Below are 21,624 nucleotides of genomic sequence, written 5' to 3' on the forward strand. Positions count from 1 at the left end.
CTATGCGACCGGGCCTCGGGGACCCGTCCAGGTGCCGGCCCAGACCTGCACGTGACCACCGCGCAGAGCCACGTGCGAGACGTCGACGCACTGCTGCGCCAGCGCCGTCCACGGATGGGCGTCGATGTCGGAGCCGCCGACGTGGGTGGCGAGCAGGGCGAGGGGCGTGAGCAGACGGGCCGGGCCGACCGGCCGCGCCATGTCGACCACGACGATGCGGGCGCCGGGACGGGCCAGCGACAGTGCGCCCGACCAGGCCGACCGCCACGGGACCATGACCGAGAGCGCGTAGGTGAAGAGAACCGCATCCGCTCGTCTCCGCTCGAAGGCCTGCCCAGGCGCACGCAACGCCTCGAGCGCGGTGGCGTCGTGCGCGACCAGCTCGACGTTGGGTCCCTCCTCGCCGAGCCGACGACGGGCCATGGCCAGCATCTGCTCACTCGCGTCGATGCCGACGACCTCCCCCGTGTCGGTCACGGCCCGACGCAACAGGGGGAAGTTCAGCCCGGTGCCACAGCCGACGTCGACGACCAGGTCGCCTGGCCCCAGTCGCAGCCTCGGGATGCCGGCGACGCGCCCTGCGCCGTAGACCGGCCCCTCCGCCGAGAGCAGGTCGTAGAGGGGAGCGACCGCGGTGTACTTCTGGGGCACGTGACCTCCCGGAGCGACGATGACGGTCAGACGGAGCCGGGTCGGCCCCGTCTCCCCGTGCCACACTAAGCGCGGCCGAACAGCGGCGCGGCGCTTACCGCCCCTGCCGTCGGCCCCACCCGCCACCCAGGAGCACCATGACCAGCAGCGTGGCCGAGACCGGCGCGACGACCACCCCCCAGCCCACGCTGGTCGAGCTCTCGAAGCAACCCCCCTGGGACCTCCTCGTGATCGGCGGTGGCACGGCCGGGATCGTGGGTGCGAAGACCGCCGCCCGGTTCGGGGCCCGTGTGCTGCTCGTCGACCGCGACCATCCGGGGGGCGACTGCCTGTTCACCGGATGCGTGCCGTCGAAGTCGCTGCTCGCGGCGGCCGCGGCTGCCGCAGCAGCCCGAACGGCGGGCCGGTTCGGGATCGACGTTCCGGTCGTCTCCGTCGACTTCGCCCGGGTCATGGCGCACGTGCACGGCGCCATCGAGCACATCGCCCCGACCGACTCGGCCGAGGCGCTCGAGCGGGCCGGCGTTCGCGTGGTGCGCGGACACGCCACCCTCGCCGGCCCCACCAGCGCTGTCGTCGAGGGCGTCGAGATCCCGTTCCGACAGGCGCTGCTCGCCACCGGCGCCGCGCCGATGCTGCCGCCCATTCCCGGGCTGGAGGCGGCTGAGGCGCTGACGAGCGAGACGGTCTGGCAGCTGCGTGACCTCCCGGGCCGACTCGCCGTGCTCGGCGGGGGCAGCATCGGCTGCGAGCTGAGCCAGGCCTTTGCCCGGCTGGGGTCCGAGGTCGTCGTGGTCGAGGCGACACCGACCCTGATCTCGCGCGAGGACCCCGAGGCTGCCGCGGTCGTGACGGCCGCCCTCGAAACCGACGGGGTGCGGGTGTGCACCGGCGCCGGGGTGGTCGCCGTGAGCGGCCGGAGCGGGCAGGGTGGCTCGCTCACTCTCGAGGATGGTGCACGCATCGACTACGACGTGCTGCTCGTGGCCGTGGGCCGCAGCCCGCGCACCGCCGGCCTCGGTCTCGAGGGCGCCGGGGTGGCGGTCGACGAGCGGGGCTACGTGGTCGTCGATGACCACCTGCGCACGACCAACCACCGGGTCTGGGCCGCCGGCGATCTGACCGGGCATCCGCAGTTCACCCACCTGGCCGGGGTGCACGCCTCGACGGCAGTCACCAACGCCGTTCTGGGACTGCGCCGGTCGGTCGCCGACGCCGTGGTGCCACGTGTGACGTTCACCCACCCCGAGGTGGCGGCGGTCGGAGCCCCCACCGGCTCTGCCGGCTCCGACCGCGAGGTCACGTCGTGGAGCAACGACGAGGTCGACCGCGCCGTCGCCGAGGGCGAGACGGCCGGCTTCACCAAGATCGTGACCGACCGCCGTGGGCGCATCGTCGGGGCGACCGTGGTCGGCCCCCGCGCCGGCGAGGCCCTCGCCGAGCTGACGCTGGCCGTCACGCGCGGCCTGACGACCACCGCGCTCGCCGGGTCGACCCACCCCTACCCCACCTACGGAGACGGGCCCTGGAACGCCGCGATCGCCACCGTGCAGCAACGCCTGCGTCGCCCGCTGACCGCCCTTGCCGTCAGAACGCTCGCGGCCACCCGTCGTCGGGTGGTCAGCCGGCGGGGTTGACCCGCTCCGAAAGCCCACGAGCCCGGATGCCGCTCAGCGCAGTGCCGCCCGGCCCGTCACGATGCGGTGCGCCGCGGTGACCCCGACAACCCCCGCCCAGACCGTCGCGATGGCCCCCGCCGAACCGGGCCAGACCAGCCAGAGGCAGTGCACGACGATGGTCTCGGCGCCCTCGGCCAGCCCGCCGAGAAAGCTCAGCGACCGACCATCGTCGATCTGCCGGTCGGTGCGTTCGGCGATCGAGGAGAAGGCGAGCAGGGCCGTGCCGTTGACGTAGTAGGCGAAGAGCACGAGCAGAAAGGGCCACCATGAGGCCCCCTCGGCCTGGGTCGCCCCGATGGCGACGCCGACGACGGTGGCCCCGTAGACCACGAAGTCGGCAGTGATGTCGAAGAAGCCGCCGGCCAGCGAGATCGTCTCTCCTCGCGTGGCGGCGGCCCGCTCCCGGCGCCGCGCCAGCGGTCCGTCGAGGCCGTCACAGGCCCGAGACAGCAGCCACAGCGCCAGCGCCGGCAGCCACCAGGCCGCTGCGGCCGCTGCGGCGCTGCCCAGCCCGAGAACCAGACCGGCCGCGGTCAGCCGGTCGGGTGAGAGCCATCCCACGTCGATGCGCTGGGCGGCCCGGTCGAGCGGCCCCTCGAGGCGACGGCGCAGACGCGCATCGATCATCAGCGTCGGGCCTGCGCTGTCGGCGGGTAGCGAGATGCCACGCAGACCGTGTTCCCTGACATGCGCGCTCCTCGAACCGGCCGGCAATCGTTACCCTGGCAACCGCCGAATCCGGGCAGTTGCCCACTATCCTGACAAGTCGACGTGGCGCGCGCCAGGCAGACGCGGTGATGTCCCGAGGTGCACACCGTACCCACCCCCCCGCTACGACGGAGTTCCGATCCCTGTGCACACTCGAACACCCACCAGCCATCGGCGCGTCCTGGAGAGCGCTCCCCCGGCACGACGCCCACCTCGGGCGCGCTGGGTCGCTCTTCTCGTCGGTGCGTTCGCCCTCGCCGCCTGCGCCGCTCCCGACTCCGGCCCCGCAAAGGCCGGCGCGGCGACCCCCGAAGCCTCACGGTCGTGGGCGCAGATCGGCGAAGCCGCGCGAGGGCAGACGGTGTCGTTGTGGATGTGGGGCGGTGACCCCCAGGGAAACGCCTACGTCGACACGGTGCTGGCCCCGGCGGTGGCCAAGCTGGGGGTCACCCTTCGCCGGGTGCCGCTGGCCGACACCAAGGACGCCCTGACGCGGGTGCTGTCCGAGCGGCAGGCCGGCATCACCGACGGCGCCGTCGACCTCGTCTGGGTCAACGGCGACAACTTCGCCACCGGCCAGCAGGCCGGGGCGTGGCGCTGCGGGTGGAGCGCCACGCTACCCAACATGAAATTCACCGACCCTGCCGACCCGTTACTCGCAAGAGACTTCGGAACTCCCGTCAAGGGCTGCGAGTCCCCTTGGCACAAAGCGCAGTTCACGCTCGTCTACGACTCCGCCAAGGTCTCGAGCCCGCCCACCACGCTGGCCGGTCTGCTCGCCTGGGCCAAGGCCCACCCCGGCCGGTTCACCTACCCCGCCCCACCCGACTTCACCGGGTCGGTCTTCCTGCGACAGGTGCTCTACTCGACCGCCGGCGGCTACCGCAAGGTCCCCTCCAGCTATGACAAGGGCGCCTTCGACCGGCTCACCCCCGCCCTGTGGACGACCCTCAACGACGTCAGGCCCAGCCTGTGGCGCGGCGGCAAGACCTACCCCCGCGACTCCGTGGCGCTCGACAAGCTGTACGCCGACGGTGAGGTCGACCTCACGATGACCTACGGCCCGGCCACCCTGACCGACCTCGTCGCCAAGGGCACCTTCCCCAAGACCACGAAGGTGCTGACGCTCGACGAGTGAACGGTCGGCAACGCCAGCTTCTTGGCGATCCCGGCCGGCTCGCCTCACGCGGATGCCGCGATGGTCGTCGCCGACGCAGCACTCAGCCCGGCGCAACAGGTCGCCAAGGCCGCCCCGTCGGCCTGGGGTCAGTTCACGGTTCTCGACACCTCGCGCCTCTCGGCCCCCGACGCCAAACGGTTCGCCGACCTTCCCGCCTCCCCCGTCGTACCGCCCTACGAGACGATCTCGAAGAACGCCAACCCCGAGCTCTCCGCCAGCTGGGTGGGGCCCATCGACGAGGGCTGGCGCCGACAGGTGCTCAGCACCTCCCCGTGAGGGGGCGCACCTCCACCCGGCCCTCGCACCGGGGTGCTCGATCGGCCCTGCCGGCCGTACTGCTCGTCGTGGTCGTGGTGGTGACGGCCCTGGTGGCCCTCGTGCTCACCGCCACCGGCCTCATGCCGCTGGTCGGGCGTCCGCACCTTCGCTCAGACGCCTTCGCCGCCGTGGCTCCTGACCTGCTCGTCCAGGCGCGAGAGAGTCTGCTTGTCGGGGTCGCTGCGACGGTGGTGGCCGTCGCTGTCGGCTTCGCCGTGGCTCTGCTGCTTCTCACCACCCGGTCCGGGAGCCGGGCTCTCTCCGTGGTTGTGACGGTGCCCATCCCGGTCGCCCACCTCGTCGGTGCCGCTTCCTTCGCCCTGCTGCTGACCGGTTCCGGGTTGGCCAACCGTCTGTTCGGCTCACCCCCCGACCAGTGGCCGAGCCTGGTCGGGGGCCCGTGGCCGGTCGCTGCCGTGCTGGCGTTCGCCTGGAAGGAGTCGGCCTTCGTGGCCCTGGTCGTCACGGCCACGCTCGCCGAGAACCTGACCGACTACTCCGAGGCGGCCGCGCTGCTGGGCGCCAGCCGGTTCGCTCGCGTGCGTCATGTCGTGCTGCCCCTGTCGGCGCCGGCGCTGATCGGAGCGGGCACCATCGTATTGCTCTACACCCTCGGTAACTACGAGGTGATGTGGCTGCTCGGGCGGGCCTACCCCGAGACCCTCCCGGTCGCGGCCAACCGCCTCTTCGGCTCCATCGACCTCACCTCTCGCCCCGGGGCGGCTGTGACCGCGCTCGCTACGACCGGCCTGGCGCTCGCCGCTGCTGCCGCTGCCGTTCCGCTCGTCCGACGAGCCGGGATGGCGCGGTGAGCCGGGTGGGGGTTCGAACCCGGCCCACCGTCGACGCGCTGGGTGCGTCGCGTTCGAGGTCGCAACCATCCGGCCGGGTCGGCCACGTCGGTCGTGGTCTGACGGCCCTGGTTGCACTCTGGTTCGTGCTGCCGCTGGTACCGATCCTGTTGTGGGCACTGGCCGACCAGTGGAACTACCCGGGGGTGCTGCCACAGCGGTTCGGCATACGCGGATGGGGCGCCGTCGCGAACACCGACACGCTCCTGGCTCTGGGCCGGTCGGCCGCCCTGGGAACGGGCGTCGCGATCGTCGCGACCGTCGCCGGGGCGGCCGCGGGGCGTGCGATCGGCTGGCGGCTGGTGCGCCGGCGAGGTCTGCTCGGGGTGGTACTGCTCGCGCCCGTCGCCCTGCCCCCGTTCGCCGTGGCGATGGGGCTGACCCCGGTGCTGCTCCGGGCGCGCGTTCCCGAGACGCTGGGGGTGGCGGTGGTGCTCAGCGTGTTCGCCCTGCCCTATACCTGCTACGTGTTCGCGGCGGCCTACGCCGGTATCGACCCAGCGTTGGAAGATCAGGCCCGCCTGCTCGGAGCCACCCCGCGTCAGGCTCTATTGCGCGTCACCCTGCCTACCTTGCGGCCGGCCATCGCCGCCGCGGCCTTTCTGGCGTTCCTCGTCGGCTGGAGCGACTACATCGTCACGCTCGTCATCGGCGGCGGGCAGCTGGTGACCCTGCCCCTGCTCATCGCCGCGGCCGCCTCCGGCAGTGGCAACGAACCGGTCCTCGCTGCTCTGTCGGTCGTCTCGGTGCTGCCGCCCGTGCTGGCCCTGCTCATCGGGCGCCGGCTCGTCGGGCGGCGTGCGCGCGGGTCCCTTCGCGCGAGTGGTGACGGCGACGGCGACGGCGACGGCGACGGTTACCAGCTGCGGTCGCAGGCCCTGTCGTGACCACGCCCCTGCGTCGAGCAGCCGCGCCGACCGGCTCCGTACGCGAGGGTGCCGACGACGCGGGCCTCGAGCTGCGCAGGATCACCTTCACCCACCCCGGCACCATCGAGCCGAGCCTGGCCGAGGTCGACCTCGCCGTCGCCTACGGAGAGATGCTTGCCGTGGTGGGGCCGTCAGGATCGGGAAAGACCAGCACCCTGCGGGTCACCGCGGGGCTCGCGCTGCCGGAGCGGGGTGAGGTGTTCGTCGGGGGCCAGAACCTGACCTCGTGCGCTCCAGAACGGCGAGGGATGTCGAGGCTCTTCCAGCGGCCGCTGCTCTTTGCCCACCTCAACGTGCTCGACAACGTGGGGTTCGCCGACCGGGTCGCGGGTCACTCCCGTCGCCGGTCGCGGGCCCGGGCGGCAGACTACCTCGGTCTCGTTCACCTCTCTCACCTGGCGGGTCGACGAACCCGAACCCTCTCCGGCGGTCAGGAACAGCGGGTGGCGCTCGCTCGTGCACTCGCCGCCGAACCTCGGGTGCTGCTGCTCGACGAGCCGTTCAGCTCGCTCGACGCCGGGGTGCGCGCCGACATGCACGAGCTGCTCGGTGAGGTGCGCGCCGTGCTGGCACCCACCACCGTGATCGTCACGCACGACCTCGACGAAGCTGCCCTCGCCGATCGGGTCGCGGTGCTGGTCGCCGGCCGCGTGCACCAGGTCGACTCGGTGACCGAGCTCTTCCGACGGCCCGCATCGCGTGAGGTGGCCCGCGTGCTGGGCGGATTCGTGGAGGTCGAAGGCACCTCGACGAGCAGGGGCACCACTCCCCGTTCGGGGTGCTCCCCTGGCCGCCGGCCGGTGGGGCCGTGGCCGACGACGGACCCCCGCCCGGTGCGGTCACCGCTCTCCTGCGGAGGGAGTCGCTGCGAACGACGAGCGCCGACGACACTGCCGCAGTGTTCGTCGGCGTCGTCGTCGCCGTGCGCCAGCGCGGTCTACGCCACTCCGTGGTCGTGGAGCCCGATGCCGGGCAGGGCTCCGGCCGCCCGCCACGGGTCGAGGTCGAACATCAGGCCGGCTCGGTGCCGACGCCCGGAGACCGCGTCGGAGCCGCCCTGACGGGCCTGCCCTACAGCCTTCTGCCGGCGACCACCGGTCAGAGGTGGTGACCTGAGGTCTCCCCCGTCGAGGTGACGCGAGAGCGTGCGCGGGGTCAGACCGCGACCGGTGTCTGGTCGAGCACGGTCAACGGCAGGAGGCGGCGCAGCTCGACGTTCTCGACCGGGTCGAGCACCCCGTGCTGGGCACAGGCCGGCACCAGCTCGCCCGTCTCGGGGTGGCTCATCGAGTACGTGCAGGCCTGCAGCCGTTCCTGCGTGGCCCGGACGCGTTCGTCGTCGGCCACGACACCGGACTTGAGCATCTCCCACGCGGGCGCGACGTCACCTGCATCCATGAACTGGTGCACCACGAAGGTCATCGGCGTCACCTCGCCCTTGCGGGCTGCCCGCACAAGGGTGGCGAGACCCCCGACTCGACCGATCACCGAGCCGGTCCAGCCCGCGATGACCACGATGTCGCGCGGATGCCGTGCCAGCACCCGACCGACCTTCGCCACGAGCAGGGCGGGTGGGGTGCCCCCGAAGCTCATACCGCCGAAGTGGTTCAGAAACACGTCGCGCGCGGCCGTCTCGGCGGGAATGTCGGCCTCACAGAGCGTGTGCCACGCCTGGCCGACCTTGAAGCCGAAGGCGGTTCGGTTGCACCGCCGGTCGCCGAACTGGAGCGCTCGCCACGACACCTTCTGGCCGAGGCCCTGCTCGAGCTCTTCCCAGACGGCGTCGATGTCGACGTCGTCGTAGCCGTCGTCCCAGCGCCGGTCGTCGCCGACGAACGCAGCCGGCTGGAACGAGAGCATCTGGTAGCCCATCCGCGAGACCGACGCCACGACGGACGCCACCTGTCGCAGGTTCGCCGGTGTGACCGTCATGTTGTGAGCCAGGTAGGAGCGCACCCCGGTCTCGCGCCGCAGCCGCGCGAACATCTCGACGAACGTCGCCCGGTAGCCGTCGAGCTCGGCCTCGTTGTACGGGCGCGGGATGCCGCGCCGGCCACGCATGAGGGAGTCGAAGTGGGCGGCGAACGACACCCGCGGCAGCCGCACCCGTCGATCGCCGTCGAGCACGACCTTCTCGAGATAGTCGTAGTCGAAGTCGCCGTGGGTCATCGACATGGGCTCACGCCCGTGGGCCCGCATCGCGAGCAGAGCGGCGGCGTGGTCGTCGGGCGCCAGGAGCGACACCTCCCCGCCGATGAGCTGCGCGTGGGCTCGGGGGCCCCGACGCTTCGCCAGGTAGGCCATCTGCTCGTCGATCTGGGTCACCGTGTGCGATCCGTCGATGCGCACCTTGTTGGCGTCGCGAGAGTGGTAGCACGGCGAGCAGGTCAGGTTGCACTTCGGGAACACCCCGTGCGTGCCCTCGCACCCGACGGCGTGCCGGCCGAGCAGCTGCTCCGGGGTGCGAACGGCCTCCGGCAGGGCGGCCCACCGGTCGCGAAGCACCTGCTCGGTGCGCTCGTCGACGGGGCGGGTTCGCTCGACCCACGCTTGTACGTTCTGCCTGAAGGTCATGTGGCTCCTGTTGGTTGCCGCGCGTTGCGATGCTCGGGTTCGCTGCGCTGACCCGGCACGACGTCTGGAGCAGCCGAGTGACCGGTTTGCCCCACCCTAGTCGCCGGACGGTTTCGCGGTGCGTGTCGGCTCCGGGCAGAATGTCCCCCGGCGCACAGCCGACTCACATCGATCAGGGGAGCCCACTCATGTCCGACCAGCCCACCGGAGCCCGTCCTCCCGCTGACGACTACCCCGTCGACCCTCTCGCCGGGTCGACCCTCTCGAGCGACGCCCTCTCGAGCGAGCCGTACTCGAGCGGGCCCACCGCGTCCGGGCCGGACGAGACCCAGCACGACGAGGCCCGGCACGAGGGCGCTCCGACCTCCATGACCGAGCCGATGCCATCCGAACCGGCCAACCCCTCGGTGCCTCCTGTGCCATCCATGGCTCCGGCGCCGCCTGTCCCTGCTGTACCCAGTGGCTTCGATGCCGGCCCGGCCGATGGGCCTCCGACCGACGCCGCCAAGGCCGGCAAGGCCGGCAAGAAGCTCTCCCCCGTGCTCAAGCGCGTCGGCATCGCGCTCATCGGCATCGTGGTCGTCGTCGTGGGGCGCACGGCCTTCGACCGAGGTTCTGCAGACGTGCTAGAGGTGGGCCAGTGCGTCTCGCGAGACGGCAACGAGATTTCGCAGGTCGACTGCGCCGACGACAAGGCCAAGTACAAGGTGCTGCTCATCCAGAAGGACACGACAGAGTCGTCGATCGAGTCGGTGTGCAGCGGGGCCCCGACGACGACGACCTCCTACTTCGAGTCGAAGGAGGGCGAGAAGCAGGGCAACGTCATCTGCCTGTCCGACCTGTCCTGAGAAGACCGCCTTCACACGCCTGGACGAGCTCGGCCCTGTCGTGGAGGGGCAGCGGCTCGGCCCGCGCCGGGCGGTCCTGGCGCGGGCTGCGGTGGGCGCTGGACGCGATCGTGGGTCAGCACCTGACCGTGGCCCGGGTCGCCAGACTCTTGCGGCGACAGCGCATTCGGCGCCGATTCACCTGCGAGCGAGGGTGATGGCGGGTCCGCCTCAGACGTAGCTGCATCAGCTGATCACAACGCCGTGGTCTGCGAGGGTCTCGGCGAACGGGCGGAGGGCCGATGCCTCGTATCGGGCGACGAACTCGTCGAAGTCCGGCCGATCTCCACGACGCAGCGGGTAAATCTCAGTCGGTAGCAGCCGGTCGTCGGTGACCTTCACGTCGATCAGGATCGGCTCGGTGGCGTCGAGCGCCTCCGCTAGCGCAGACCGCAGCTCCGGTATCGTTCTCGCGGTGATTCCGCGCACACCGAAGCCTTCGGCCACCCTGGCAAAGTCGATGTCCATCAGTTCGACCCCGGAATGCGGCTGTCCCTGGTCATCCTGCTCCCCCTCGATGAAGCCGAGCGACCGGTTGGTCAAGACGATGTTGATGATGCGTAGGTGGTAGAGGGCCTGTGTTGCCAGGTCCTGGGCCACCATCGCGAAACCGCCGTCGCCAGAAAGCGACCAGACCTGGCGCTCCGGGTACACCAAAGCGGCCGCGATGCTGGCGGGCAGACCGTAACCCATGGTCGCGTAAAGCGCGGAGGTGGTCATGGTGCGCTGTTCGGTCATGTGCAGAAATCGCGCCGTCTCGATGTTGATATTGCCCACGTCGACACCGAAGACAGCGTCGACGGCCGCGATCCGGTTGATCTCGGCGAAGACCGGTGGGATGCGAACCGGCACTCGAGTGTCGACCGATTGCGCGGCAATCCAGCTGTCCCAGTCTCGTTTGTCTTCCAGGGCCGACAGATACCAGCCGGCGTGGTTCTCGCGCGCGCACTCGCGGGCCCGGGCCGCCGCGAGTAGCTGACGCAGAAACTCTGGGCCATCCGCGCGGATCCCGAGAACCGTTGCGTGCCGGGCTCCGATGGCGGTCGCGTCTAAATTGACGTCGATGAAGCTTGCCTCGGGATCGAACATCGCGGTTCCGAATTCGTAGTTGGTGCCGATGAAGAGAATCAGATCAGCGGACTTGCCGACATCCGTACCCGGCTTTGTCGACACGCGGCCAGTGGAGATCATGTAGCCGGGATAGTCGTCAGGAAGTATCCCCTTAGCCAGATACGTCGACATCAGCGGCAACTGCATCAGCTCCGACAGCTCCCGGAGCTCGGCGGCCGCACCATCTGCCCCGCGGCCGAAGTAGATGATCGGTCGCGCAGCAGCCGAGATCAAGTCAAGGGTCTTCTCGACATCAGCGATCCGTGCGCCGAGCGTCCACTCCGGTTGAGCGTACGAGTTCGCGGATGAGATGTAGCCGTCGGTGATCTTGGTCCAGCCCAGGTCCCGCGGGATGACGACGACCGCAACGCCCCGCCGCTCGTACGCGTGCCGAATTGCGGTGTCGATAACGTCGGGTAGCTGCTCGGCGGTCGTCACCGTACGGTTGTAGACGGCTACGTCGGCGAAGATCGGATTCTCGGGCAGTTCCTGGAAGTAGTCCATGTTCATCAGCGGGGTGGCCACTTGACCGATCAGCGCGAGTACAGGCGCATGGTCGTGGCGTGCGTCATACAGACCATTGAGCAGGTGCACGGCGCCAGGACCGGCCGAACCGAAAGTCACACCGATCTTTCCGGTGAGTTTGGCCTCCGCGGCCGCGGCGAGAGCGCCCACCTCTTCGTGACGGACTCCGATATACCGGATGGTTTCCCTGAAGTCATGGAGAGCATTCATCGTCGAGTCGAACGAACCGCCGGGTAGACCGTAGACGTTTTTGACGCCCCAGTCCTGTAACACCTTCATCATCGCGTTGGACGCATTGACCAGCGTCATTTCTGTTCCTCTCGATCTATAGCAGCCGGTTTTACTGACCGTGCGCAGGCGCCGTGTCTCACCGTCAGGTCACAGACGCTCTGCGACATAGTTCGTGAGGTCGACCATCCGGTTAGAGAACCCCCACTCGTTGTCGTACCAGCTGGACAACTTCACCTGATCGCCAATCACACGAGTGAGGCCGGCATCAAAGATCGACGAGGCCGAGTTTCCGACGATGTCACGCGAGACGATCTCGTCCTCCACGTATTCCAGTAAACCTTTCATCGCTCCTCCCGCAGCTGTCCTATAGGCAGCCTGGACTTCCTCTACCGTCACGGGACGCGACGCCGTGACGGTCAGATCAGTGATCGAGCCGACGGGCACCGGAACACGAAGGGCGAAGCCATCCAATTTGCCGTTGAGCTCCGGCAGGATCAGTCCGATGGTTTTGGCAGCACCGCTGCTGGTCGGGATGATGGAGAGCGCGGCGGCACGGGCACGACGCAGGTCCTTGTGTGGACCATCGTGCAGGTTCTGGTCAGCCGTGTAGGCGTGCACAGTCGTCATCAGGCCATGTTCGATTCCAAAAGCGTCGTGAAAGACCTTCGCTAGCAACGCCAGGCAGTTCGTCGTGCACGATGCGTTGGAGATCACGTGATGATCTGCGGGTTCGTACGTCGCCTCGTTCGCCCCCAGAACGACAGTGACATCGGCCCGAGCAGCCGGGGCGGAAACGATGACCTTTCGAGCACCTGTGGACAGATGCGTGCGCGCGTCATCACCGCTCGTAAAACGGCCCGTCGATTCGATCACGATGTCGACACCGAGATCACCCCACGGGATTTTTGCCGGGTCACGTTCGCCCAGTACCTGGATCGGTGCACCGTCGACGATCATGCTCCGACCCTTGACATCGACCACCTTTCCGAGACGACCGCTCAACGAGTCGTATTTCAATAGATGTGCCAGCGTTGCTGTGTCTGAGAGATCGTTTACCGCCACGACGTCGAACTGACTTTCTTGGGCCAGCGCCGCGCGCAGATAGTTACGGCCGATCCTGCCGAATCCGTTTATGCCGATTCTCATTGCCATTTCTTGCCCCTCGCCAGTCGTCGTTGCCAGTTATCGAAGAAGATGCTCTCAGCGGCAAGACGGATTCTTCGAATCTTCACATCTTGCGGGTTCGTCCGGCGCGTCTCGGTCCACGTGGGTGACCCGACCACGTGAGTTCATTTCGACCCGAGTCTCGAAACAGGTGAGTGACCATAGACTACCGACGTGTCCGGCCGCTGTCAGCGGCCGGGAGTGAATTTCAGTCATGTGACTGAGGGCGAGCTGCGAATCGACGGCAATCACGCCGACGACTCGCTCATCTGCCACGCGGCAGAGCACTCGGTGGGGCGATTGACCAATTGCAGTCGATCGACTGTGGCCTCATCATCCCGACCCTCCTATTGTGGCTCTTCGCAAAGCAGGGTTACGGCGACCACCAGCTCGACCGCGCCCTGCACACGATCGCCGTGTCCCGCATCCGCTATGACCAACCCACCCGCGACTACCTCGCCCGACTGCTCGAACAGCGGCGGCCAACCGCCTCTTGACGACCCACGGGAGTGTCCGGATTCGGCAGGGTCCCCACTCTGACCCAAACGTCACGTTATGGTTTGAGCGAACAGCATCACCTGCGCTACGGTTCGGTGGCATGACCGACGACCGCCCGCGCTCTGCCCTTGTCGACACCATCCGCAAGGCCGTACTCGGTGACGACCACGTGATGCCAGGCCCGTACGGGCCGAGGCGGGTCACCTACGCCGACTACACGGCATCCGGTCGGGCGTTGTCGTTCATCGAGGACTTCATCCGCGACGAGGTGCTGCCCCGCTACGCCAACACGCACACCGAGAGCTCGGGCACCGGTCTGCAGACCACCCGGCTGCGCGAGGACGCGAGGCGGATCATCCGCGAGGCGGTGGGCGGCGACGACGCGACGGCCGTGATCTTCGCCGGCTCGGGGTGCACGGGCGCCATCGACCGGCTCGTCGGCATCCTGGGCCTGCGGATTCCCTCCAACTTCGAGGACCGCTGGGGAGCCAGCGCGCTCGTGCCTGCCGACGAACGACCGGTGATCTTCATCGGGCCCTACGAGCACCACTCCAACGAGGTCATGTGGCGCGAGTGCGTGGCCGACGTCGTCGTCATCCCGCAAGACCTCGACGGTCACGTCGACCTGCAGGCGTTGCGCGAGCAGCTGGTCGCGCACGCCGACCGCCCGCTGCGCATCGGCTCGTTCTCGGCCGCCAGCAACGTCACCGGCATCGTCACCGACTCCGACACCATCTCGAGCCTGCTGCACGAGCACGGCGCGCTCGCCTTCTGGGACTTCGCGGCCGCGGGGCCCTACGTCGACATCTCGATGTACGGCGCGCTCGGCCACGCCGACCCGGCCAACACTGCGTACAAGGATGCCGTCTTCCTCAGCCCCCACAAGTTCATCGGTGGCCCGAGCACGCCCGGGGTTCTCGTCGTTCGTCGCGAGCTGCTGACCAACCGAGTGCCCGACGTGCCCGGCGGCGGCACCGTCAGCTACGTCGGCCCCAGCCGACACGACTTCCTGCGCGACGCCGAGCACCGCGAGGAGGGCGGCACGCCGGCCATCATCGAGTCGATCCGCGCCGGCCTGGTCTTCGCCCTCAAGGAGGCGGTCGGGGTCGACACGATCCGCGCCAACGAGGAGCGCTTCCTCCGGCGTGCAGTTGAGGCCTGGCGGCACGAACCGGCCATCGAGATCCTGGGCAACCTCGAGGCCGAACGACTCTCGATCGTCTCCTTCGTCGTGCGAGCTCCCAGCGGCAGCTACCTGCACCACAACTTCGTCGTCGCAGTGCTGAGCGACCTGTTCGGCATCCAGAGCCGCGGGGGCTGCTCGTGCGCCGGCCCCTACGGCCACCACCTGCTCGGCATCGACCTCGAGCGGTCGCAGGAGTTCGGGCGTGAGGTCGACCGCGGATGCGAGGGCATCAAGCCCGGTTGGGTGCGCATCAACTTCAACTACTTCATCTCGGATGCCGTCTTCGACTACATCGTGCAGGCCGTGCTGCTCGTGGCGCGTGACGGGTGGCGGCTGCTCGCTGACTACGACTTCGACGCCGCCAGCGGGCGATGGCGACACCAGCACGGGCCCGTCGAACCGCCCCTGCGGTTGTCGCAGGTCAGCTACGTCGACGGCGTGCTCACCTACCCGCGGCAGGTCGATCTGGCGACCGAGGACGACCTGACGGGCTATCTCGAGCAAGCCCGCACCGTGCTGGCCGAGGCCACCTGCGCCGGCGCCGAGCCCGGGCACGTCAACGCCGACTTCGACCAGCTGCGGTGGTTCGACCTACCGGCCGAGAGCCTCGCCGAGCGGTAGAGCATCTCGTCGACCGGGCCGGCCACGACGGTGGCCGCAGGGCCCAGCTGTCTCCGACCTGTCGCTCTCGTGCTCGACCGAGACCAGGGTCCAGCCCTGGGCGACTAGCCTTCGAGATCGAAGGATTCGAGAGACAACCTCATTCAGCCGGCAGGGAGGCCGCGATGGCAGCCGAGGTCGATGTGCTCACAGATCTGTTGCGCGAGAACGACATCGACGCGCTCAAGGCCCGGATGTCGCACACCCCCGACCGTTCGCTGGCCCGGCTCCTGCGACAGCTGGGCCGCCACGACGTCCGCACGATCTTCCAGCTCCTGCCGGCCGAACGGGCCGATGGGCTCTTTCAGATCCTTGACGGCGAGGTGCGGGTCGACCTGCTGACCGAGCTTTCCCAGGCGCCGGCCGCCCGGCTGTTCGCGCTGCTCGACCCCGACGACCGGGCATGGCTCTGCCAGCGGCTGCCCAAAGACGTCTGGCTCCCTCTGCTCGACCGGCTCACCCCCGACTCCCGCGAGGCCACCGAGCGGCTGATGGCCTATCCGCAGGACTCGACCGGGAGGGCGATGAGCCCGCACGTCATCGGCGTCGATGTCGACCAGCTGGCCGGCGCCGCCCTGGAGCGGGTGCGACAGGCCAGCCCGAGAACCGAGACGATCTACATGCTCCCCGTCATCGACGGGCACGACGTCGTGGTCGGTGTGGTCAGCCTCCGACGCCTCGTCACCAGTGACCCCCAGGCTGCCGTCGCCGACCTGATGAAGACCCCCGCCGTCGTCATGCGGGCCGATCAGCACCAGGAGGAGGCGGCTCGGGCCGTGCGTGAGGCCCAGCTCATCGCGGCGCCGGTCGTCGACGAGTCCGGCCGGCTCGTCGGAGTGCTGACGGTCGATGACGCCATGCGCATCCTCTCCGACGTCGACGACGAGGATGCCGCCCGCAGCACGGGAAGCTCACCGCTGCGGCGGTCGTACCTGGCCACGTCGGTGTTCGACCTGATGCGTTCACGCATCGGGTGGCTGCTGATCCTCATCATCGCCGCCACCTTGACCGTCAACGTGCTCGACTACTTCGAGGACACCCTGGCCGAGGTCGTGACGCTGGCTCTCTTCGTGCCCCTGCTGATCGGCACCGGGGGCAACGCCGGATCGCAGTCGGCGACCATGGTCGTACGCGCCATGGCGGTGGGCGACATCCAGACCCGCGACCTGCGCCGGGTCGTGCGCCGAGAGGTCTCGACCGGCTTGATGCTCGGCTTGACGCTCGCCGCGTTCGGACTGTTACCGGCCGCCTGGTTCGCCGGCTGGTCGATCGCCTTGGTGGTCGCAGTGTCGTTGGTCACCATCTGCGTGCTGGCCACCGGCGTCGGCTCGACCATCCCCCTGCTGGCGCGCCGGTTCGGCTTCGACCCGGCCGTGGTGAGCGCTCCGTTCATCAGCACCGTCGTCGACGCCACGGGCCTGATCGTGTACTTCGTCACCGCCCGCATCGTGCTCGGGATCGGCTGAGCGCGGGGTCGAGCCAAGAGGCGGGAGTTGCGCCGCGACGGCAACCGGACACCGCGTCCCCCACCCGACCCAATGTTCACGTTTCTGTCACGACAGCATGGAAGCGGTGCTAATTTCGCAGAGCCGTGATCGGGACCGGTGCGGTTCAGGGGGCCACGGCCGTCCGAAAGGCATGCGCATGAAAGCAGGTCACGTGCACCCATCCATGGCAACACGAAGCATCGGCGCCGCAGCAGGAGTCATCACCTGTCTCGGTGTGGTGGTAGCCCCGGCAGTGGCGATGCCGACCGAAGCAGCAACCGGTGCGGTCACGGCCAGCAGCGCTCCGGCGCCGACCTACCCCGTGATCGCCTCGGGCCTGGACAACCCCCGTCAGCTCGCGTTCGCCGCCAACGGAGACCTCTACGTCGCTGAGTCCGGTCACGGCGGCAACGGCCCCTGCATCCCCGGCGGCGACGACCCCACGGTCAGCACGTGCTTCGGCACATCTGGTGCCATCACCCTGATCCACGGCAAGCGCGCCCGACAGGTCATCACCGGGCTGCCATCGCTCGCGGCGCAGGTTGCGACGTCTGGCGGGCAGCTCCCGCCCGGCGCCCAGGCGGCCGGCCCGTCGGATGTCACCATGGCCGGTCGCTCCACCATTGCGTTCACGGTCGGCTTCGGCTCCGACCCCGTCAACCGGTTCGCCTTCTCCGCCGCGTCCTCAGCCGGGCACCTCCTCGGGACCGTCGGAACGAGCAGGGTGTCACCTGGGTGGGCGCCGTTCCGTCGCAGCGGGATCGACGGCGTGCAGCAACGCGCCGACATCGCCGCCTTCGAAGCGGTCAACAACCCTGCCCCGCCCGTTGACGCACCGGACTCCAACCCCAACGCGCTCATCCCGGACGGAGACGGGTTCGTGGTCGCCGACGCCGGCGGCAACGACCTGCTTCGGGTCTCTGCCAGTGGACAGGTCAGCCTCATTGCGACCTTCCCGCCCGCGAAGGCCTGCCCACCGCTGCCCATCGAGCCCCAGGCCGTTCCCACCTCGGTCGTGCGCGGTCCCGACCACGCCTACTACGTCAGCGAGCTGACGGGGTTCCCGTTCTGCGAGGGCAGCGCGAGGATCTGGAAGGTCAAGGACGGTCAGACCAGCGTCTACGCTTCCGGCCTGACCAACGTCACCGACCTGGCCTTCGGCCCCCGCGGTGAGCTGTACGCGGTCGAGATTGCCCAGAACGGGCTGCAGAGCGGCCCGGTCGGGGCGGTCGTGAAGATCCCCCGGGGTGGCGGTGACCAGCACGAGGTCGTCGCGGCCGGGCTGTTCGCGCCCTACGGCATCGCCCTGCGAGGCAGTTCCGCCTATGTCACCACGGGCTCCATCCTGCCCACGACGGCCGGGGGTGGACAGGTCGTCCGCATCCCGCTGAAGCACAGCACGCACTGACCGCGGCCCGGCCACGATCACCTGCTACCGCTCCGGAAAGAACTTCAGGCTCGGATCCCTGTTGGGATCCGAGCCTGAACTTTGTAGCGGGGGCAGGATTTGAACCTGCGACCTCCGGGTTATGAGCCCGGCGAGCTACCGAGCTGCTCCACCCCGCGTCGGTAGTCCCAAGATTACGGGACCCTCCGCGAAAGACCAAATCGCCTCTGCGGCCGGGCGGCAGGCGGACTGCCGGTCAGGGCTTCGTCGTGGTGACGCCCTGCGGCGAGGCCTGGACGGCACGCTTGAGCGCATCCCTCAGCTGGGTCTGCGCCGCACCGTAAGCCGCGAAGTCACCCTTCTTCAGAGCTGCCTCCCCAGCGGCGTAGGCCGCCTCGGCGTCCTTGAGCGCCGCAGCGAGCGCGGCCTCGTTCGGAGTGCCCGAGACCGACGGCTTCGGCGTCGACGGGGAGGTCGTGGCCCCGCCGGTCGGCGTTGCCGGGCTCGTCGGAGTCGTCGGAGTCGTCGGCGTGGCCGTTCCGTTGTCACCCGCCTGCGCACCGGACGAGCCGCCGAAGAGGTCGTCCAGGGCGCCGTCGAGCGACCCGGCCCAGGCGATCTTGGCCCCGAACGCCACGGCGATGGCCGACAGCCGCGGGTAGGACCCGCCGGCCTTGGCCTGCACGTAGATCGGCTGGACGTAGAGCAGCCCGCCACCCACGGGTAGTGTCAGCTGGTTGCCGAACGTCACCGTGGAGGCGCCTTGGCTCCCGGTGGTGGTGATGAACTGGGCCAGCGTCAGCCCGCCGAGGCTGGCGTCCTTCGACGTCTGCGCCGACGTGCGCATGTCGTTGAACACCTGACCAGGACCGTTGACCGTGCCGCCGGTCGTCTCCAGCAGCCGCAGGCTGCCGTACTCCGGTGACCGCTGACCGTTCACCGAACCGGCATCCCCGTCGGCCGCGAGGAACCCGGTGAGCACGTTGCGGTCACCGGCCGGCATGAACGTCGAGGTGAGCGAGAAGGACGGCTTCTTCGTACCGGGCATCGCCAGCGAGAGGTAGTACGGCGGCTGTGTGAGCCCGCCGGTCGTCGCCTGGGACTGGGTGGGGTCGTCGGGGACCTGCCAGAAGGTCTGCCCGGTGAAGAAGGAGGCAGCATCGGTCTCGTGGTACTTCGAGAGCAGGGTGCGCTGGACCTTGAAGAGGTCTTCGGGGTAGCGCAGGTGCTGCATCAGCGAGCCCTTGATGGCCGACAGCGGCTTGACGCTGTCGGGGAAGATCGACATCCACGCCTTGAGCACCGGGTCGGTCGGGTCCCATTCGTAGAGGTTCACCGTGCCGTCGTAGGCGTCGACGGTGGCCTTGACCGAGTTGCGCACGTAGTTGACCTTGCCGCCCTGCACGGCACGGACGGCCGTGCGCGTGCGGGTGACGGCATCTTCCGTCGCCTGGTCGAGCGTGGTCGTCTCGGAGTACGGGTACCCGTCGGAGGTGGTGTACCCGTCGAGGATCCACTGCACGCGACCGTCGATGACCGCCGGGTAGGCGTTGCCGTCGAGCGTCAGCCAGGGGGCGACTCGTTGCACCCGCTCGCGCGGAGTGCGGTGGTCGAGGATGCGCGAGTCGCTTGTGACGGCATCCGAGAGCAGGAAGTTGATCTCGCGGTACTTCACGGCATAGGCCAGGCGCTTCAGGCCGTCGAGCGGCACCCCACCGGAACCCGCGTAGGTGTAGGTGATCTGCTGCCCGCCGCTGGGGTCGGGGTAGTCGAACTCCTTCTTGTTCCCACCGACGACGGAGTACTCGGGTGAGCTCTCGCCGAAGTAGATGCGCGGCTGGTACTTGCCCAGGGCCCCGGTGGTGCCGATCGTCGACTCGAAGAAGGTCGGGCGACCGTCGGCCTCGCGGGTGTTGCCCTTGGCGGCCACGACGCCGTAGCCGTGCGTGTAGACGGTGTGGTCGTTGAGCCAGTTGCTCTGACCGTCAGGAATGCCATCGAGGTCGAGCTCTCGGGCGGCGATGACGGTGTCCTGCGTCTCGCCGTTGAGCTTGTAGCGGTCGACGTCGAGCACGTCGGCGAACTTGTAGTAGCCCTTGCTCGCCTCGAGCTGCTTGAAGGTGGGGCTGACGATGTTGGGGTCGATGATGCGGATGCCGGGAACGGTCGCGGCATCGCTCGCCAGCTGGCCCGGCGCCGCGACCGTCTTCGTGTCGTAGTTCTGCACCTGGATCTTGTCGAAGCCGTAGGCCGCGCGCGTGGCGTCGATATTTCGTTTGATGTAGGGAGTCTCGAGCGACTTCTCCGACGGGATGACCTTGAGCGACTGCACCAGGGCCGGGTAGATGCCACCGACCGCGACGACGATCACGGTCAGCGCGGCGAGGCCGACGACCGGCAGCCGCCAGGAACGGGTCCAGATGACGGTGAGGAACAAGATCGCGCACATCACGGCCGCGATGGCGAGGATGCCCTTGGTCGGGATGACCGCGTGGGCCTCCTTGTACTGGATGCCGGTCAGTCGCGTCGACTGGCTCGTGGCCAGGTTGTAGCGGTCGACCCAGAAGCCGACGGCCCGCACGAGCACGAGGGCCGCGGCGATGACCGAGAGGTGCACGCGGGCAGCCTGGGTGGAGCGGGTCTTCTGGCCGGCGACGATGCCGCCGTAGAGGTAGTGGGTGAAGGCCGCCGTGATCAGGCCGAGCACGAGGATCATCGTGAGAAAGCCCACGACGAAGTTGATCCAGGGCAGCGTGAACACGAAGAAGCCGATGTCGATACCGAACTCGGGGTCGACCGTGCCGAACGACCCCCCGTTGCGCCAGAGCAGGAACGTGTCCCACTGCGTGGCGGCCGAGAGCCCGGCGAAGAAGCCGACGGCGAGCGGCGCCGCGATGGTGGCGGTGCGGCGCATCGGCTCGACGAGCTGGCGATAGTGCTCCATCGCCTGGGTGTCGGGCGACGGCGCATAGATCGGCCGGTTCGCGAAGGCCACGTGGATGCTCGACCACACGACGGCAGCAGTGAGCAGGCCCCCGACGACCCCGAGAGAGACCTTCGCGATGATCTGGGTCGTGAAGACGCCGGTGAAGTTCACCGACTGGTACCAGAGCACCTCGGTCCAGAACTGGGCCGCGATCGCCAGCACGATGAGGATGACGGCAGCCACCACCAAGGCGGTGACGAGTGGGCGCCGCGCCGGCTTGAGAGCCGCCTGTTGAGGTCGGGCCGGGGGGCCGTCGCCGTCGCCCCCGCCATTACCGCCGGGGTTGGCCCGCGGGGGTCCGAAGTTGCTGTCGCTCACGTGGTGTCTCGCCTCGATGTGCTGGGGCTTGGCTGGTTCGGCCCCAGGGGCTGGCCGTCGCCGACCGGGCCCCGCGAGGCTTTCGTCACTGTCTTGCCGGGATCAGCCCGCCCGAAAGGCGCGGTCGATCCCTGCGCAAACCATAACCCGGGGGGCCGTGACGCCCAGCACGGCCAGGTCACGAGGGCTTCACACCTTGGTGACGGTTCGAGACGGCGCGTGGGCAGCGGTGGTCGGTGGCGGCTTGGTGGCGGCTCGGTGGCGGGTCTGCGGGAGTCGGATGGGAGCCGGCGGT

17 protein-coding genes and 1 tRNA gene are annotated in these 21,624 nt (G+C 69.1%); 11 read left to right on the forward strand and 7 right to left on the reverse strand.

Annotated elements, in window-relative coordinates; genetic code table 11:
- On the reverse strand, window positions 1-651 hold the full coding sequence (locus tag BA895_RS03470; RefSeq protein WP_070190559.1) for a class I SAM-dependent methyltransferase: 651 nt from the start codon (window positions 649-651) through the stop codon (window positions 1-3).
- 137 nt (window positions 652-788) lie between these two features.
- On the opposite strand from BA895_RS03470, the gene BA895_RS03475 reads away from it, so the two are divergent.
- Window positions 789-2,288: an NAD(P)/FAD-dependent oxidoreductase gene (locus tag BA895_RS03475; protein ID WP_083282927.1), complete on the forward strand. Its 1,500-nt coding sequence runs from the start codon at window positions 789-791 to the stop codon at window positions 2,286-2,288.
- 33 nt (window positions 2,289-2,321) lie between these two features.
- Here the strand turns inward: BA895_RS03475 and BA895_RS03480 are convergent, their stop codons facing one another.
- Window positions 2,322-2,957 carry a CDP-alcohol phosphatidyltransferase family protein gene (locus BA895_RS03480; protein ID WP_070190504.1) on the reverse strand — a complete coding sequence of 212 codons (636 nt, stop codon included), beginning with the start codon at window positions 2,955-2,957 and terminating at the stop codon, window positions 2,322-2,324.
- A 226-nt stretch (window positions 2,958-3,183) separates the two neighbouring features.
- Between BA895_RS03480 and BA895_RS03485 the strand changes: the two genes are divergently transcribed.
- From BA895_RS03485 to BA895_RS03500, 5 genes are read left to right on the forward strand one after another with little or no spacing between them, the layout of a single operon-like run.
- Window positions 3,184-4,176, forward strand: coding sequence for an ABC transporter substrate-binding protein (locus BA895_RS03485; protein WP_217493809.1), 993 nt, complete (start codon window positions 3,184-3,186; stop codon window positions 4,174-4,176).
- Window positions 4,177-4,197: 21 nt separating this feature from the next.
- Window positions 4,198-4,494, forward strand: a complete 297-nt coding sequence (locus tag BA895_RS24130; RefSeq protein WP_217493810.1) for a hypothetical protein — start codon at window positions 4,198-4,200, stop codon at window positions 4,492-4,494.
- A complete protein-coding gene (locus tag BA895_RS03490) occupies window positions 4,491-5,348 on the forward strand; it encodes an ABC transporter permease (protein ID WP_070190505.1) in 858 nt (285 codons plus the stop codon). Before BA895_RS24130 ends, BA895_RS03490 begins: the two co-directional genes overlap by 4 nt.
- Window positions 5,349-5,353: 5 nt before the next feature.
- Window positions 5,354-6,274 carry an ABC transporter permease gene (locus tag BA895_RS03495; RefSeq protein ID WP_217493811.1) on the forward strand — a complete coding sequence of 307 codons (921 nt, stop codon included), beginning with the start codon at window positions 5,354-5,356 and terminating at the stop codon, window positions 6,272-6,274.
- Window positions 6,271-7,377 (forward strand): ABC transporter ATP-binding protein, encoded by a 1,107-nt coding sequence (locus tag BA895_RS03500; protein ID WP_070190507.1) that lies wholly within the window; start codon window positions 6,271-6,273, stop codon window positions 7,375-7,377. Before BA895_RS03495 ends, BA895_RS03500 begins: the two co-directional genes overlap by 4 nt.
- 94 nt (window positions 7,378-7,471) lie before the next feature.
- Here the strand turns inward: BA895_RS03500 and BA895_RS03505 are convergent, their stop codons facing one another.
- Window positions 7,472-8,890: a radical SAM domain-containing protein gene (locus tag BA895_RS03505; protein ID WP_070190508.1), complete on the reverse strand. Its 1,419-nt coding sequence runs from the start codon at window positions 8,888-8,890 to the stop codon at window positions 7,472-7,474.
- Window positions 8,891-9,078: 188 nt separating this feature from the next.
- Here BA895_RS03505 and BA895_RS03510 point away from each other — a divergent pair, with 188 nt between their 5' ends.
- Window positions 9,079-9,738 carry a hypothetical protein gene (locus BA895_RS03510; RefSeq protein ID WP_070190509.1) on the forward strand — a complete coding sequence of 220 codons (660 nt, stop codon included), beginning with the start codon at window positions 9,079-9,081 and terminating at the stop codon, window positions 9,736-9,738.
- Between the two features lie 225 nt (window positions 9,739-9,963).
- On the opposite strand, the gene spxB is transcribed toward BA895_RS03510, so the two are convergent.
- Both spxB and gap read right to left on the reverse strand, forming a co-directional pair.
- Window positions 9,964-11,721 carry a pyruvate oxidase gene (gene spxB, locus BA895_RS03515; RefSeq protein ID WP_070190510.1) on the reverse strand — a complete coding sequence of 586 codons (1,758 nt, stop codon included), beginning with the start codon at window positions 11,719-11,721 and terminating at the stop codon, window positions 9,964-9,966.
- A gap of 69 nt (window positions 11,722-11,790) precedes the next feature.
- Window positions 11,791-12,795: a type I glyceraldehyde-3-phosphate dehydrogenase gene (gene gap / locus BA895_RS03520; protein ID WP_070190511.1), complete on the reverse strand. Its 1,005-nt coding sequence runs from the start codon at window positions 12,793-12,795 to the stop codon at window positions 11,791-11,793.
- A gap of 320 nt (window positions 12,796-13,115) precedes the next feature.
- On the opposite strand from gap, the gene BA895_RS03525 reads away from it, so the two are divergent.
- The 4 genes from BA895_RS03525 to BA895_RS03540 all read left to right on the forward strand — a co-directional run bounded on the left by BA895_RS03525 (window position 13,116) and on the right by BA895_RS03540 (window position 18,046).
- On the forward strand, window positions 13,116-13,304 hold the full coding sequence (locus BA895_RS03525; RefSeq protein WP_070190512.1) for a hypothetical protein: 189 nt from the start codon (window positions 13,116-13,118) through the stop codon (window positions 13,302-13,304).
- 101 nt (window positions 13,305-13,405) lie between these two features.
- The gene (locus tag BA895_RS03530; RefSeq protein WP_070190513.1) at window positions 13,406-15,112 is read left to right on the forward strand and encodes an aminotransferase class V-fold PLP-dependent enzyme; all 1,707 of its coding nucleotides are present in this window, start codon (window positions 13,406-13,408) and stop codon (window positions 15,110-15,112) included.
- A 164-nt stretch (window positions 15,113-15,276) separates the two neighbouring features.
- Window positions 15,277-16,617 (forward strand): magnesium transporter, encoded by a 1,341-nt coding sequence (gene mgtE, locus BA895_RS03535; protein WP_070190514.1) that lies wholly within the window; start codon window positions 15,277-15,279, stop codon window positions 16,615-16,617.
- Window positions 16,618-16,822: 205 nt separating this feature from the next.
- Window positions 16,823-18,046, forward strand: a complete 1,224-nt coding sequence (locus tag BA895_RS03540; RefSeq protein WP_175442246.1) for a ScyD/ScyE family protein — start codon at window positions 16,823-16,825, stop codon at window positions 18,044-18,046.
- Between the two features lie 84 nt (window positions 18,047-18,130).
- Here the strand turns inward: BA895_RS03540 and BA895_RS03545 are convergent.
- Together BA895_RS03545 and BA895_RS03550 are read right to left on the reverse strand one after the other, a co-directional pair.
- A tRNA-Met gene (locus tag BA895_RS03545) sits at window positions 18,131-18,204 on the reverse strand.
- Window positions 18,205-18,281: 77 nt separating this feature from the next.
- Window positions 18,282-21,329: a UPF0182 family protein gene (locus BA895_RS03550; protein ID WP_070190515.1), complete on the reverse strand. Its 3,048-nt coding sequence runs from the start codon at window positions 21,327-21,329 to the stop codon at window positions 18,282-18,284.
- Window positions 21,330-21,624 lie beyond the last annotated feature (295 nt).

Source organism: Humibacillus sp. DSM 29435 (genome assembly GCF_001758225.1).
Lineage (GTDB): Bacteria > Actinomycetota > Actinomycetes > Actinomycetales > Dermatophilaceae > DSM-29435.

Bases quoted from the DNA above. Each gene is read 5' to 3' on its own strand.
- BA895_RS03540 (WP_175442246.1), top strand. From the start codon at position 16,823: ATGGCAACACGAAGCATCGGCGCCGCAGCAGGAGTCATCACCTGTCTC.
- BA895_RS03475 (WP_083282927.1), top strand. From the start codon at position 789: ATGACCAGCAGCGTGGCCGAGACCGGCGCGACGACCACCCCCCAGCCC.
- mgtE (WP_070190514.1), top strand. From the start codon at position 15,277: ATGGCAGCCGAGGTCGATGTGCTCACAGATCTGTTGCGCGAGAACGAC.
- gap (WP_070190511.1), bottom strand. From the start codon at position 12,795: ATGGCAATGAGAATCGGCATAAACGGATTCGGCAGGATCGGCCGTAAC.
- BA895_RS03510 (WP_070190509.1), top strand. From the start codon at position 9,079: ATGTCCGACCAGCCCACCGGAGCCCGTCCTCCCGCTGACGACTACCCC.
- BA895_RS03530 (WP_070190513.1), top strand. From the start codon at position 13,406: ATGACCGACGACCGCCCGCGCTCTGCCCTTGTCGACACCATCCGCAAG.
- BA895_RS03505 (WP_070190508.1), bottom strand. From the start codon at position 8,890: ATGACCTTCAGGCAGAACGTACAAGCGTGGGTCGAGCGAACCCGCCCC.
- spxB (WP_070190510.1), bottom strand. From the start codon at position 11,721: ATGACGCTGGTCAATGCGTCCAACGCGATGATGAAGGTGTTACAGGAC.
- BA895_RS03480 (WP_070190504.1), bottom strand. From the start codon at position 2,957: ATGATCGATGCGCGTCTGCGCCGTCGCCTCGAGGGGCCGCTCGACCGG.